14 protein-coding genes are annotated in these 13,962 nt (G+C 61.5%); 4 read left to right on the top strand and 10 right to left on the bottom strand.

What is annotated here, in order from left to right; translation table 11 throughout:
* Positions 1 to 155: 155 nt before the first annotated feature.
* From MOV80_RS00175 to MOV80_RS00160, 4 genes are read right to left on the bottom strand one after another with little or no spacing between them, the layout of a single operon-like run.
* On the bottom strand, positions 156 to 866 hold the full coding sequence (locus MOV80_RS00175; RefSeq protein ID WP_043594237.1) for an ABC transporter ATP-binding protein: 711 nt from the start codon (positions 864 to 866) through the stop codon (positions 156 to 158).
* A complete protein-coding gene (locus MOV80_RS00170; protein ID WP_081575728.1) occupies positions 863 to 1,633 on the bottom strand; it encodes an ABC transporter ATP-binding protein in 771 nt (256 codons plus the stop codon). The genes MOV80_RS00175 and MOV80_RS00170 overlap by 4 nt, the downstream gene beginning before the upstream one ends.
* Before the next feature lie 2 nt (positions 1,634 to 1,635).
* On the bottom strand, positions 1,636 to 2,736 hold the full coding sequence (locus MOV80_RS00165; RefSeq protein WP_043594242.1) for an ABC transporter ATP-binding protein: 1,101 nt from the start codon (positions 2,734 to 2,736) through the stop codon (positions 1,636 to 1,638).
* An 18-nt stretch (positions 2,737 to 2,754) separates the two neighbouring features.
* Positions 2,755 to 3,678 carry a branched-chain amino acid ABC transporter permease gene (locus MOV80_RS00160; protein WP_043594245.1) on the bottom strand — a complete coding sequence of 308 codons (924 nt, stop codon included), beginning with the start codon at positions 3,676 to 3,678 and terminating at the stop codon, positions 2,755 to 2,757.
* Between the two features lie 841 nt (positions 3,679 to 4,519).
* Between MOV80_RS00160 and MOV80_RS00155 the strand changes: the two genes are divergently transcribed.
* The 3 genes from MOV80_RS00155 (at position 4,520) to MOV80_RS00145 (ending at position 8,467) form a co-directional block, all read left to right on the top strand.
* Positions 4,520 to 5,386, top strand: a complete 867-nt coding sequence (locus tag MOV80_RS00155) for an MBL fold metallo-hydrolase (protein WP_043594248.1) — start codon at positions 4,520 to 4,522, stop codon at positions 5,384 to 5,386.
* Positions 5,380 to 6,078 (top strand): DsbA family protein, encoded by a 699-nt coding sequence (locus MOV80_RS00150; protein ID WP_019101175.1) that lies wholly within the window; start codon positions 5,380 to 5,382, stop codon positions 6,076 to 6,078. Before MOV80_RS00155 ends, MOV80_RS00150 begins: the two co-directional genes overlap by 7 nt.
* Before the next feature lie 313 nt (positions 6,079 to 6,391).
* A complete protein-coding gene (locus tag MOV80_RS00145) occupies positions 6,392 to 8,467 on the top strand; it encodes a prolyl oligopeptidase family serine peptidase (RefSeq protein ID WP_249604738.1) in 2,076 nt (691 codons plus the stop codon).
* Positions 8,468 to 8,566: 99 nt separating this feature from the next.
* Here the strand turns inward: MOV80_RS00145 and MOV80_RS00140 are convergent, their stop codons facing one another.
* A complete protein-coding gene (locus tag MOV80_RS00140) occupies positions 8,567 to 9,352 on the bottom strand; it encodes an enoyl-CoA hydratase (RefSeq protein WP_043594254.1) in 786 nt (261 codons plus the stop codon).
* A gap of 308 nt (positions 9,353 to 9,660) precedes the next feature.
* On the opposite strand from MOV80_RS00140, the gene MOV80_RS00135 reads away from it, so the two are divergent.
* Positions 9,661 to 10,326, top strand: a complete 666-nt coding sequence (locus MOV80_RS00135) for a sulfite exporter TauE/SafE family protein (RefSeq protein ID WP_249604737.1) — start codon at positions 9,661 to 9,663, stop codon at positions 10,324 to 10,326.
* Here MOV80_RS00135 and MOV80_RS00130 read toward each other — a convergent pair.
* Genes MOV80_RS00130 through MOV80_RS00110 form a run of 5 tightly spaced genes read right to left on the bottom strand, consistent with a single transcriptional unit; the run spans position 10,319 to position 13,946 of the window.
* Complete coding sequence (locus tag MOV80_RS00130) at positions 10,319 to 11,224, bottom strand: zinc ABC transporter substrate-binding protein (protein ID WP_019101171.1); 906 nt, start codon at positions 11,222 to 11,224, stop codon at positions 10,319 to 10,321. The genes MOV80_RS00135 and MOV80_RS00130 overlap by 8 nt on opposite strands.
* A 22-nt stretch (positions 11,225 to 11,246) precedes the next feature.
* Positions 11,247 to 12,122 (bottom strand): metal ABC transporter permease, encoded by an 876-nt coding sequence (locus tag MOV80_RS00125; RefSeq protein ID WP_019101170.1) that lies wholly within the window; start codon positions 12,120 to 12,122, stop codon positions 11,247 to 11,249.
* Entirely contained in the window at positions 12,122 to 12,865 is a 744-nt protein-coding gene (locus tag MOV80_RS00120) for an ABC transporter ATP-binding protein (protein WP_043594257.1), read from the bottom strand. The genes MOV80_RS00125 and MOV80_RS00120 overlap by 1 nt, the downstream gene beginning before the upstream one ends.
* Positions 12,862 to 13,032, bottom strand: coding sequence for a hypothetical protein (locus tag MOV80_RS00115; protein ID WP_156038807.1), 171 nt, complete (start codon positions 13,030 to 13,032; stop codon positions 12,862 to 12,864). The genes MOV80_RS00120 and MOV80_RS00115 overlap by 4 nt, the downstream gene beginning before the upstream one ends.
* Complete coding sequence (locus tag MOV80_RS00110) at positions 13,029 to 13,946, bottom strand: GTP-binding protein (protein WP_249604736.1); 918 nt, start codon at positions 13,944 to 13,946, stop codon at positions 13,029 to 13,031. Before MOV80_RS00110 ends, MOV80_RS00115 begins: the two co-directional genes overlap by 4 nt.
* Positions 13,947 to 13,962: the final 16 nt, after the last annotated feature.

Raw genomic sequence — 13,962 nt, 5'->3', positions numbered from 1 at the left:
CGGCTTCGAAATGCTCATGTACCATGGGTACACTCCGCTTTCTCAGCCGTTTTCGCCTTGTCTCGCCTTGTCTCGCCTTAGCTCGCAAGATCGTAAGCACGTTCTGAAAAGAAAAACCCCGGACAAGTCCGGGGTTTGGCGGGCGCAACGCTAGCTTATTCGCCCAGGTAGGCGTTGCGCACGCGTTCGTCGTTGAGCAGGTCCTTGGCCGGGCCGCTCATGGTGATGCGGCCGCTTTCCATTACGTAACCGCGCTGCGACACTTCCAGCGCCAGCTTGGCGTTCTGCTCCACCAACAGCATGGTCACGCCCTCCTTGGCCACCATCTGGATAATCTCGAAGATCTTCTCCACGATGATGGGGGCCAGGCCCATGGACGGTTCGTCCAGCAGCAGCAGCTTGGGCTTGGACAGCATGGCGCGGCCCATGGCCACCATCTGCTGTTCGCCGCCGGACAAGGTGCCCGCCAATTGCTTCTGCCGCTCCTTCAAGCGCGGAAACAACTCGTACACCCGCTCGGCCTCGCTCTGGATCGCGGCCTTGTCGTCGCGATAGTAAGCGCCCATCAGCAGGTTTTCTTCCACGGTCAGCTTGGCGAATACCCCGCGGCCCTCCGGCACCATGGCCAGGCCGTGGCGCACGAAGTTGTGCGGTGCGATGGTGGAGATGTCCTTGCCGTCGTAGTGAATGCTGCCGCCGGATTTCTTCACCATGCCCACCAGGGTTTTCAGCGTAGTGGTCTTGCCGGCGCCGTTGGCGCCGATCAGGGTTACCAACTCGCCCTGCTTGATGTGAAAATCGATTCCCTTGACCGCCTGAATGCCGCCATAGGCCACTTGCAGGTCTTTGACTTCCAAAATGCTCATGCGTGTGCCGCTCCCAGGTAAGCCTCGATCACTTTCGGGTTCTTGCGCACCTCTTCGGGAACGCCTTCGGCAATCTTCTTGCCGTAATCCAGCACCGCGATCCGGTCACACAGGCCCATCATCAATTTGACGTCGTGCTCGATCAGCAGCACGGTCACGCCTCCGGCGCGGATTTTGGACATCAGAGCCTTCAGCTCCTCGGTTTCGCGCGGGTTCATGCCGGCGGCCGGTTCGTCCAACGCCAACAGCTTGGGCTCGGTGGCCAACGCGCGCGCGATTTCCAGCCGGCGCTGGTGGCCGTAGGACAGATTGCGGGCGCGCTCGTGCGCAACGTCGGCGATGCCCACGTACTCCAGCAGCTCCCATGCCTTGTCGGTAATCGCCTTTTCTTCGGCCATGGTGCGCCTGTCGCGCAACACCGCGCCCAACGCTCCAGCCTTGGAGCGAATGTGGCGCCCCACCATGACGTTTTCCAGCGCCGTCATTTCGGCGAACAAGCGGATGTTCTGAAAGGTGCGCGCGATGCCGGCGGCCACGACCACATGCGGCTTCTGTTGAAACAGATTGTGGCCGTCGAACTCAAACGTCCCCTCGTCCGGCACGTACAAGCCGGTCAGCACGTTGAACAGCGTGGTCTTGCCCGCGCCGTTGGGGCCGATCAGGCCGTAAATCTCACCCTTGTTGATGGTCAGCGCCACATTGTTGAGCGCGTGCAGGCCGCCAAAGCGTTTATGGATGCCTTCTATCTTCAGCAAAACTTCAGCCATGCTCAACCTTTCTGCCCTGCGGCTTCTCTATCGTCACGGAACTCGGCTTTACGGCGCTTGGACGGCCACATGCCCTCCGGCCGCACCAGCATCATCACCACCATCGCCAAGCCAAACAACAGCATGCGGGCGTTTTCCGGATCGATCAGCATTTTGCCGAAGGTTTTCATCTGCAGCGGGCCAATCACGTCGCGCAGGATTTCCGGCGCAATGGTCAATACCACGGCGCCGAGAATCACGCCCGGGATGTGACCCATGCCGCCCAGAACGATCATCGCCAAAATCATGATGGACTCAAGGAGGCTGAACGATTCCGGCGACACAAAGCCCTGGAAGGACGCGAACAAGCCGCCGGCCACGCCCCCGGACAAAGCACCCAAAGCGAAAGCCAGCAGTTTGATATTGCGGATGTTGATGCCCATCGCCGCGGCGGCGATATCGTCCTCGCGCAGCGCCACCCAGGCGCGGCCTATACGCGAATGCTGCAAGCGCCAGGCCATAATCACCACACCGACGGTCAACACCAGGAACAGGTAGTAGTAGAGATAAACGCTGTGGAAGCTCACGCCGAACAGCTCCATCGTCTCGCCCAGCGATACGCCTCCCACCTTGATCGGATCGATCAGGTTGATGCCCTGCGGACCGTTGGTGATGTTGACCGGGGTGTTCAGGTTGTTCATGAAGATGCGCACGATCTCCCCGAAGCCCAGCGTCACGATGGCCAGATAGTCACCCTTGAGCCGCAATACCGGCGTGCCCAGCAAGATGCCGAAGAAAGCCGCCAGCACCGCGCCCAGCGGGATGGTGATGTAGAACGGCAGATGCAGGCCAAAATGCGGCGAACCCAGCAAGGCGAAGGTGTAAGCGCCGACAGCGTAGAAGGCGATGAAGCCCAGGTCCAGCAAACCGGCGAAGCCCACCACGATATTCAGGCCCAGCGCCAGCATCACGTAGAGCAAGGCAAAGTCGACGATGCGGACCCAGGAGTTGCCCAGCAGGCCGCCCACGAGGAAAGGCAGAACCGCCATCGCCACCGCGGACAGCACGAACAGGCCGACTTTCTTGCCGGTGTCCATCTTATGGATATTGAGTGCCATGGTCATGATATGTCGTCTCCAGGATCAGGCACGGTCGGCCATCTTTTCGCCCAGCAGGCCGGACGGACGGAAAATCAGCACCATGATCAATACCATGAAGGCGATGATGTCCTGATAATTGGAACCGAGGAAGCCTCCAGTCAGCGTGCCGATATAACCGGCGCCCAGGCTTTCGATGATGCCCAGCAGCAAGCCGCCGGCCACCGCGCCGCCCAGATTGCCGATGCCGCCCAGCACTGCCGCGGTGAAGGCCTTCAGACCAATCATGAAGCCCATATAGTAATGAGCCTGCTCATAGTTGGTGGCCACCATCACGCCTGCCACCGCGCCCAGGCTGGAGCCTATGACAAAGGTGGCGGATATGATGGTGTTGACGTTGACGCCCATCAGGCCGGCTACCGCCGGGTTCTGGCTGGTGGCGCGCATCGCGCGACCCAGCTTGGTGCGTTCCACCATCAACAGCAGACCAGCCATGATCACCAGGCACAGTACGATGATGGTGATCTGCAGCTTGGTGATGCTGGCGCCGAAGAAGGACACCACGTCATGGTCGAGGATTTGCGGAAACGGAATGTAGTTGCGGCCCCAGATCAGGATAGCCACCTGCTGCAGCACGATGGACAGGCCGATCGCGGTAATCAGCGGCGCCAGTCTTTGCTTGCCGCGCAGCGGGCGGTAAGCGATGCGCTCTACGGTGAAGCCCAGCAGCATGCAGGCCGCAATCGCCACCAGCAGGCCGATCAGCACCAGAGCGGGACCGGGCAAGCCGGAACCGGACAAGGCATTGATGACGGATATGGTGACCATGGCGCCAAACATCACCACTTCGCCGTGAGCGAAGTTGATGAGCCCCATGATCCCGTACACCATGGTATAGCCCAATGCGATCAACGCATAAATGCTACCCAGAACGAGACCGTTCAGGATTTGTTGCAGAAAAATGTCCACGTTGGGAGATCTCCTTTGTATTGACGACCGGCAGCTTGCGGGGCTTTCCCTCTTATTGGCTGCTGCCTGTTCTTGAGTGCCCGGACGAGCCTTGATTATTTGGATTCTGTCTGACAGGCGAACGGATTATGTAGGTGGATTCCAGCGACTGTCAATCTTAAAGATTGGTTAAAACGGCACCAAATCAAGCCTATTTAAAAACAATTTAACACATTGTTTTTCATGTGTTTTTTTGAAAAAAAAGACAAAACCGGCCAAAGAAATTTTGAATTTCTCCGGATAAAGACAAACCCTAAGTCAGCAGCTCGTTTTTCAGATTTTGATCATGTCTCGGCGCAAAATATGTTCGATTTCGAAAAGACATCCACCAAAGAATTCGCATTACAACATTCGCTCGCTTTCATGATTCGAATGGATACAATCTCCCAAAAAGACGGCCGACGCTGACAAAAAATGCACGGCGCGACACATCGCACATCAAGCAAGAATGAGACCATCGCACTCAACGCCCATCCGACATTCTTCGCTGCGCGATTTTATGGCTGAAACATAGCCCATCCTATTCGTCTTGGCTGCAACTGTCTTAAGAACGGCCGCCACACCCCCCCGGCGCGGGGGGCGCGCCTTCGATGCGCCAGCCGCATTTCATACGGCCACGCCTCCACATAAGGGGTTATCTGGAGACGGCGTCCCCCAGTCTTAGCGCCAATTAGATCGAAATAAGCAACAATTTAGTGCGATTTAGATGGTTTATTCCCATTAAGCGTGCGTTTTATAGTGAGCGTCGCAATCCACCACTCACTGCCCGCGATAGACGTCGGGCCATATGGAGAATGAATCGATGCCCCATCAAATCCTCATCGCTGGCGCCTTGACCCTGGCGGCAACGGCCGCCTTCGCCGCCGAACCGCTGAAGCTGTCCATCTACAACGCCGACGGCAATAGCTTCAATGTCAGCTCGGTGCTGGTCAGCGGCGAAAAAGACGCTATCCTGATCGACACCGGCTTCACCCGCGCCGACGCCCACCGCATCGCCGCCAAGGTGCTGGACAGCGGCAAGCAACTAAAAACCATCTATATCAGCCAAGCAGACCCTGACTACTACTTCGGCGCCGCCGAACTGAAGAAAATCTTCCCCCAGGCCCAAGTCCTCAGCAACGGTCCGACCCTGGCCAAGATCAAGGCCAATATTCAGGGCAAGATCGCCTATTGGGGCCCCAAAATGGGCGCGAACGCGCCAAGCGCCGCGCTGCTGCCCGATGAGCTGAAAGGCGAACGTCTGGAACTGGAAGGCAAGACGCTGGAAATCAAAGGCACGCGCGGCGTACTCGCCCACCGCGGCTATGTGTGGATTCCATCCATCCGCGCGATTGTCGGCAATGTCGGCGTCATCGCTCCCAGCATGCACGTCTGGACCGCGGACACCCAGAGCCGAGCCGAACGCCAGGCCTGGATCAAGCAGTTGGATGAAATGGAAGGCCTTCAACCGGCGATCGTGGTGCCCGGCCACATGCAAGCTGGCGATAAAACCGATCTGAGCGCCGTGCGCTTCACCCGCCAATACTTGCAGCGCTTCGAATTGAATCTGGCCAAGTCGGCCGATAGCGCCCAGTTGATCCAGGCGATGAAGCAAGCCTTCCCGCAAGCGGGCGAAGACATGTCGTTGGAGATCGGCGCCAAAGTCAACAAAGGCGAAATGAAATGGTAAGCGCCACCAAGATTCGACTCCACTACTTTTACGACCCGCTGTGCGGCTGGTGCTACGGCGCCTCGCCGCTGCTGCTGGCGGCCGCGGCGCGGCCGGAAGTCGAACTGGCGCTGCACGGCGGCGGCATGCTGAGCGCGCCGCACAACCGGCGCGTGAACCTGGAATGGCGCGGCTATGTGATGCCTCACGATCACCGCATCGCCGCTCTCAGCGGCCAGCCCTTCGGCGACGCCTACTTCGACGGCTTGTTGCGCAGCGAAGCGCGCCTGGACTCGACGCCGCCCATCGCCTCCGTTCTGGCCGCGCCGGAACTGGGCATTGCGCCGCAAGCCATGCTGGCCCATGTGCAAGCCGCTCATTATCTGCACGGTCTGGAGATTGCCGATGTCGCCGTGCTTGCCCGACTGGCAGCGGAATTGGGCGCGCCCGCCGGCCGCTTCGCCGATGCCTACGCCGGCGGCCTGGCACACAGCGTCGAACATATAGACCATAGCCGCCGCCTGATGAATCGTCTGGGCCTGCGCGGCTTCCCATCCGCGGCACTGGAAGTGGACGGCCGCTTCGAAGCCCTAGATCTAGGTTCTTACTTGGGCAAGCCGGACATGTTCAGCCAGCACTTGGCGCAACTCGGCGCCGCTTCCCGCTCCGGCTTGGCCGACCTGCCGCCGATGTGCGGGCTGGACGGCTGCTAAGAATCTGCTCACGATCCGCCGCGCGTTGTAGAGCGTTACACGGTGAGTATGGCTTCGAACATGCTCATGTACCGTGTGTACGCTCCGCTTTCTCTGCCGTTTTCGCTTTAGCTCGCAAGATCGTAAACAGGCTCTAAGTTCACGTCCATACCCTCCTCGCCAACGGCGGTCCTGTCTCATCATGGCCGCCGTTTGGCTTGCCGGCCCGCGCGGCAGTTGATGACAAACAAATTCACGGGCGCTACAGTATTCGGACACATCAAAACAAATTCACTGTCTACAGCCATTGGCTGAAATAAGGGAACCCGTCCGGATGAAAACCTTAGGCCCCACCCTGTCCCTCACCCTGCTCGCGCTCAGTACCGCGGCAAGCGCCGCTCAAGACCCGTATCTATGGCTGGAGGAGATTCAAGGCAAAGAAGCACTGGCCTGGGTTAGCCAGCAAAACACGAACACGCGCCAGGACCTCGGCCGGCAAGCCGACTATCCGACTGTGCGCCGCGAACTGCTGACCATCCTGGACTCCAACGACCGCATCCCCTCCGTCGAGAAGATTGGCGGGCTGTACTACAACTTCTGGCGCGACAAGGATCACCCGCGCGGAGTGTGGCGGCGCACCACTTTGGACGAATACCGCAAGGCCGCGCCGCAATGGGAAACGGTGCTGGATCTGGATGGGCTGGCCAAGGAGGAAGGGGAAAACTGGGTTTGGCAAGGTGCTGACTGCCTGCGTCCCAATCAAGAGCGCTGCCTGCTGCGCCTAAGCCGCGGCGGCGGTGACGCCGCGGTGGTGCGAGAATTCGATCCGGTCGCCAAAGCCTTCGTCAAGGACGGCTTCCAGTTGCCGGAAGCCAAGAGCGAAGTCAGCTGGCAGGACCATGACTCCCTTTATGTAATGAGCGACTTCGGCCCTGGATCGCTGACTGATTCCGGCTACCCCCGCGTGGTCAAAACCTGGCGCCGCGGCCAGCCGCTGGCCCAGGCGCAAACCGTGTTCGAAGGCCGGCAAGCCGACGTCGCCGTGCACGCGGCCCGGATTGACGCCCAAGGCCGCCGCTACGACGTGATCACGCGCGCGCCCACCTTCTTCACCACGGAAACCCGCCTGCTGGTTGCAGGAGAATGGCGACGGCTGGACAAGCCAGACCACGTCGGCGTCGATTTTTTCGACAACTGGCTGTTGCTAACCCCCAAGCAGGACTGGAAAATCGGCGCAAAAACCTGGCGCAGCGGCTCCCTGCTGGCCATCGATGTTGAAGCCTATCTGGCCGGAGCGCGCGACTTCACCCCTTTGTTCGAGCCAAGCGCCACCGTCTCGCTGGCGGAACAGACGTCCACCCGCGACAGCCTGCTGCTGACCACGCTGGACAATGTCGGCAGCCGCTTGCGGGAGTGGAAGGTCGTGGCCGGTCAATGGCAATCACGCACAGTGGATACCCCAAGCTTCGGCAGCATCAGCGTGCGCGCGGTCGACCCTGATCGGGACAACCGCTACTTCTACAGCTTCACCGACTTTCTAACGCCGCCGACGCTGGCGCTGGCCGAGGCCGGCAGCGATCAACGCCAGACGCTGAAACAACAGCCCGGCTTTTTCGACGCCAGCCCCTACCGCATCCAACAGTGGTTCGCCGTCTCTCGCGACGGCACTCGGGTGCCCTACTTCCTGGTCAGCCGCAAAGACATCAAGCTTGACGGCTCCAACCCCACGCTGCTGTACGGCTACGGCGGCTTCGAAGTGTCGCTGACCCCGCGCTACAACGGCGCGCTGGGCAAAGCCTGGCTGGACCGCGGCGGCGTCTACGCGCTGGCCAATATCCGAGGAGGCGGCGAATACGGCCCGGCTTGGCACGAGGCGGCGCGCAAACACTTGCGCCAGAACGCCTACGACGACTTCGCCGCCATCGCCGAGGACCTGGCCAAGCGCGGCGTGGCCAACGCCCGCCATCTGGGGATCAAAGGAGGCAGCAACGGCGGCCTGCTGATGGGAGTGATGCTCACCCAGCGGCCGGAACTATTCAACGCCGTGGTCTGCCAGGTGCCGCTGCTGGACATGCGCCGCTTCAACCGCTTGCTGGCCGGGGCCAGCTGGATGGATGAGTACGGCAACCCAGACCAGCCGGAAGACTGGGCCTATATCCGCCGTTATTCGCCCTATCAGAACCTGAAGCCGGACGCGCGCTACCCGGCCACCCTGTTCATGACCTCGACGCTGGATGACCGGGTCCACCCCGGCCATGCCCGCAAGATGTTCGCGGCCATGCAGGCGATGGGCGCCCCGGTGCAGTATTTCGAACGTACCGAGGGCGGGCACGGCGCCGCCGCCAACCACCAGCAAGAGGCCGATATCGCGGCGATGGAATACGCCTTCCTTCTGCGTCAACTGCGCTGACGGCCCCCGCCAGACAGGAGACGCGCGAGCGGAGCGTCAAAAATAAACCGCCTGCGGCCGAAACGGCGACAGGCGGTTTTTGCATGGGATACGCGATGTTCAATCATCGCCGGACTCGACCCAACTGGGGCTGCGCTTGGCGATGAAGGCATTCACGCCCTCGATCTGCTCCGCGCCGCCAATCAGTTGACGCACCGCGGCGCGCTCGCGCTCCAGATGCTGGGCCAGCGTCAGGTTGCCGCTCTCCTCGATCAGACGACGCGCCGCGGCCACCGCGCCCGGCGCTTGGTTCGCCACCTTGTTGGCCAGGCTGATCGCCACGATCTTGGCGAAGCCCTGATCCACCACCTCCTCGATCAGCCCGATGGTCAAGGCCTTCTCGGCCGTCACCACTTCGCCGCCCAAAATAATGCGCTTGGCCCAGGAGACGCCCACCTTGTCCGCCAGCGTCTTGGTGCCGCCCGCCGCCGGAATGATGCCCACCTTGGCCTCCGGCAACCCGAGCTTGGCTCCACGCTCGGCCACCATGTAATCACAGCCCAGCGCCAGTTCCAGGCCGCCGCCCAAAGCGTAGCCGTTGATCGCGGCCACGGTGACGCCGCGGTATTGCTGCAAACTGCGCAAAGCTCCGGCGAAGGCGTCGAAGACCTTGTCGGCCTCGACCGCGTCGCCGGAGGCGAATTGCTTCAAATCGGCGCCGGCGGAAAAAAACGCGTCGCCAGCCCCGGTCAGCACCACCGAACGCACAGCCGGATCCGCATCCAGCGACCGCATCGTCGTAGCCAGCTCATTCAGGCTCTCCGTGGTCAGCAGATTCGCCGGCGCGTTTTTGAGAGTCACGATCGCTGACTGGCCCAGCCGCTCAAGTGTCAGATACTTGGCCATATTTTCCTCACTCTATCCCCATGGATTACATCGCTTATGCATATGTTTTGACCAGGTCGAGCGCCTGGATCCTCAGCGTGGGCCCCATTGCGCATAGGTCCGAAGCCAAAGCAGCATTCTCATTGCAAACTGACCTTTTGACCAGTAGTCGGCCAACAAGACCATCATTTTTTTTATAACTTTCTTTAAGGAGATGCCAAGTAAAATTTTGATAAAGGCAATAAATGCCAAAAGCAAATATGACCACCGCGCGCGCAAGCTCAGGCCGCCACTCTGTTACCATAGAGCTTTCTGAGACAGGTTGCGGCATGATTGAAACGAGCGGGTGGATATTGTTTCTGGCGGGCTTGCTGGGCGGCGGCCACTGCATGGGCATGTGCGGCGGCATAGTCGCTGCGCTGACGCTGAATCTGCCCCCCGAAACCGGCCGCTGGCGCATTATGCTGGCCTACAATCTGGGGCGCATCGGCAGCTACGCGCTAATCGGCGCGCTGCTGGGCGGCTTGGCCGCCACCGGCCTCGCCCTGCTGGACATCCGCGGCCTTCAACTGACCTTGGCGCTGTTAGCCAACCTGATGCTGGTGGCCATGGGCCTCTACCTGGCCGGCCTGGCCGGGGCGGTCAATCTGATCGAGCGCTTGGGCGTGCCGATCTGGCGCCGCTTGCAGCCGCTGCTGGGACGCCTGCTGCCGGTCCGCTCACCGCAATCCGCATTGCTGGCCGGCATGGTCTGGGGCTGGCTGCCCTGTGGATTGGTCTACAGCGCTTCGCTGTCGGCGCTGGCCACCGGCAGCGCATCCGGCGGCGCGCTGGCCATGTTGGCCTTCGGCCTCGGCACCTTGCCCAATCTCTTACTGATGGGCGCCTTTGCCGACAGCCTGCGCCGCTGGATGCAACAACGACCAGTCCGCCTCACGGCGGGACTGGTCGTTGCGGGCATCGGCGCCTGGCAGTTGCTGCGGGCGCTTATTTAAACGACTTCAGAATGGTGTCAACATTGTAGCGGAACATCGCCAAGTAGCTGGGCGCAGGACCGGACGGGCCTGACAGCGCGTCGGCGTACAGCTTGCCGCCTATCGTCACCTTGGCCTCTCGCGACAACTGCTCCAACAGACGCTTGTCCGTCATGTTCTCCATGAACACCGCCGACACTTTCTCCTGCCGCACCTGGCGCACCAGACGCGCCACCGCCTTGGCCGATGCCTCGGACTCGGTGCTCACCCCCTGAATGGCCAACACTTGCAGCTGGTAACGCTCGCCCAGGTAAGCGAAGGCATCGTGCGAGGTTAGCATCTTTCGCTTGGCTGCCGGCACGGCGGCAAAGGCCTTTGCCGCCCAGGCGTCCATTTCCTTCACTTTGGCAGCGTACTCGGCGGCGCGGCGGGCGTATTCCTGCTTGCCGGCCGGATCCGCCTGGCTCAGGCCGGCCTCGATGTTGCGGATGTAAGTAAGTACCCGCTTGGGATCATGCCAAGCGTGCGGATCGATGGCTCCGTGATCATGCCCGGCATGGCCGTGATCATGTCCATGATGATCCTCGTCCTCCGCTTCGCGGGTCTTGATGCCCTTGCCCGCCTCCACTTGCACGCCTTTGAAATGAGCGGCCTTGCTCAGCCGCACCATCCAGCCCTCCATGCCCAGGCCGTTGGTGACCAGCAGCTTGGCGCCCGCCACTTTCTTGACGTCGGCCGGCGACGGCTGGAACACATGGGCGTCCTGGTCCGGTCCCACCAGCGAGGACACCTCGACGCGATCCCCGCCGATTTCCCGCGTCATATCGGCCACGATGCTGAAGCTGGCCACAACCGGCAGCTTGGCCCAGGCGGACAAGGGCAGGCCCAGCAACAACAGGGCCATGATTGATTTCTTCATCGGCGACTTCCTTATCAAGGGTTCAGGATTCCAGATGCCGGGCGCGGATGTAGCGCGGCAAAGCCCCGCCCACCGGCGCCAACAGCAGCGACAGCAGATAGACCAGGCCCGCCAGCAGAATGATGGCCGGCCCGGAAGGCAGTTCGAAATGATAGGACAGCAATAGACCGCCCAAGCCGGCCAGAAAGGCAATGGCCACCGACAAGCCGAGCAAGGCCTCGATGCGCTCGGTCCACAAGCGGGCGGTGATCGCCGGCAACATCATCAGTCCCACCGCCATCAAGGTGCCTAGCGCCTGGAAACCGGCTACCAGGTTCAGCACCACCAGCATCAGGAACAACATGTGCCACAAGCCCCCGCGCGCGCCCACGGCGCGCAGGTAGACCGGGTCCAGGCTTTCCAGCAGCAGGGGGCGGTAGATCAAGGCCAGAGCCAACAAAGTGAAGGATGCGACGCCGGCCACCAGGAACAGGGCCGCATCGTCCACCGCCAGCACAGAACCAAACAAGATATGCATCAAGTCCACATTGCTGCCGCCGCGCGACACCAGCAATACGCCGATGGACAACGACAGCAGGTAGAAGGCGGCAAAGCTGGCGTCTTCCTTGATGCTGGTGAAACGCGTGGCCAAGCCGGCCAGCAGCGCCACCAGCACGCCGGCGAAGAATCCGCCCAGGCTCATAGCCGGCAGGCTGAGGCCCGCCATCATGAAGCCCACCGCGGCGCCGGGCAGCACGGCATGGCTCATCGCATCTCCCATCAGGCTCATGCGCCGCATCACCAGAAACAGGCCGATCGGGCCACTGCCCAGGGCCAGGGCCAGACAACCAATAAGCGCTCGGCGCATAAAGGCGAATTCGGCAAACGGCGACACCAGTAAATCGTATAAGTGCGACATCAGGCTTGCGCTCCATCCACTTCGCAGACCGCAGCCTGGGATTGCCAATGCGCGGCGGTGTCCACCGCGCGTTTCAAATTGGCGTCGCACAGCACTTCGGCGGTATCGCCCCAGGCCACCACTTCGCGCGCCAACAACAAGGTGTGCGGGAAATAAGCGCGCACCTGCTCGTAATCATGCAGCACCGCCACCACGGTGCGGCCTTCTTCCCGCCAATGGCGCACCAGCTCCAGCAAGTCGTAGGTGGTCTTGGCGTCCACCGCGTTGAACGGCTCGTCCAGCAGGATCAGGCGCGCATCCTGAACCAGAATGCGGGCGAACAACACGCGCTGGAACTGGCCGCTGGACAGCGCCGAGATGGGCCGCAGCGCGAAATCGGCCAGGCCCACCTGCTCCAAGGCCAGCAAGGCCTGATCGCGGCCGCGACGACTAACGCCGCCTAACACGCCGGTATCGTGCCACAGGCCGGTACATACCAAGTCCAGCACGCTGACCGGCAAAGAACGGTCGATCTCAGACTGCTGAGGTAGATAGGCGATGTCGCGGCGCTGAAAACTGTCCAACTGCACCGAACCGGAATCCGGCGTCAAAGCGCCTATCATGGCCTTGAGCAAGGTGCTCTTGCCGGCGCCGTTGGGACCGAAAATCGCGGTGGCGTCTCCTGCGACGAAACTGCCGCTGACATGGTGCACGGCCGGGTGACGCTGATAAGAAACGGTCAGGTTCCGCAGACTGACGCTCATGCCGCCTCCCTCAAAGCCCAGATCACCAGAACCCATAAGACCGCCAGCGCGGCGCCGGCCAGACCGAGCCGTTGCCAGGCCGACATCGCCAGCAGGCTGAACGGCGGCTTGAAATTGGCCGGAGTCAGATGCCGGTGCGCACGCGGATGTTGATGTTTAGACGTCATTCGAAGCACTCCCGCAACTTGCCCTCAATCGCGGCGGCGTCGAAATCCTCGGCAATCAGTTCAAAACGGCTGTCGCGCCGCCAAGACACCTGGGCCGCGCCCCACTGCCCCGCTGCCCAGTTCAGCCACACCCAGCTGTCCAGCACCTTGAACACCCCCTTGGCGCGCACCAGGCCAGGCACCAAGGTCGGCAGCGCATCGAAAAAGCGGGTCAGTTTCTCTCCGTCAAAAGCCTGCTCCGGCTCGAAAGTCCAGCCCATCGAGCTCCATTGGGCAGCGGCGTCGTCCGGCACAGCCGGCCGGTAACGCGGCTTGGGCGCGGCGGCGGCATTCAGCCAAGCCGGATCCAATTCGCCATTGCGCACTTCGCCCACCAGCGACTTGGGCGGAAACAAAGCCCCCGCCTGTTGGCGGAAAGCCTCCATCGTCGGCACGTCGGCCGTGTCGATCTTATTGGCCACCAACACGTCGGCAATGGAAACCTGGTCTCGGTACAGCGGCTGACGGTGATAATCAGACTGAATGAACTGGCGGGGGTCCACCAGAGTAAGCACCGCGCCCACCTCCAGCGCCTCGCCCAAGGGCTTGGCGCGCAATTCGTCGATGACGCCGGCCGCGTGCGCAAGACCGCTAGCCTCTATCAGCAGGCGGTCCGGGCGTTCGCGGCGCAACAGGGTCGCCACCGTGGCGGTCATCTGCGGACCAGCCACGCAGCACAAGCAGCCGCCGGCGATTTCCGCCACCGCCAGTTCGTCCTGACTCAGAGCCGCGCCGTCTATACCGACTTCGCCGAACTCGTTGACGATGATCGCCCACTTCTCATTAGCGGGACGATGCTCGATCAAATGGCGCAACGCCGTGGTCTTGCCTACCCCGAGAAAGCCGGTGAACAAGTTGACTATGGTTTTTTTCATGGATCAGGGAATTCGT

This window comes from Chromobacterium sp. IRSSSOUMB001 (assembly GCF_023507765.1).
Lineage (GTDB): Bacteria > Pseudomonadota > Gammaproteobacteria > Burkholderiales > Chromobacteriaceae > Chromobacterium > Chromobacterium haemolyticum.
The sequence above is the reverse complement of the archived record's forward strand: the minus strand, read 5'-3'. Positions and strand labels throughout refer to the sequence as shown.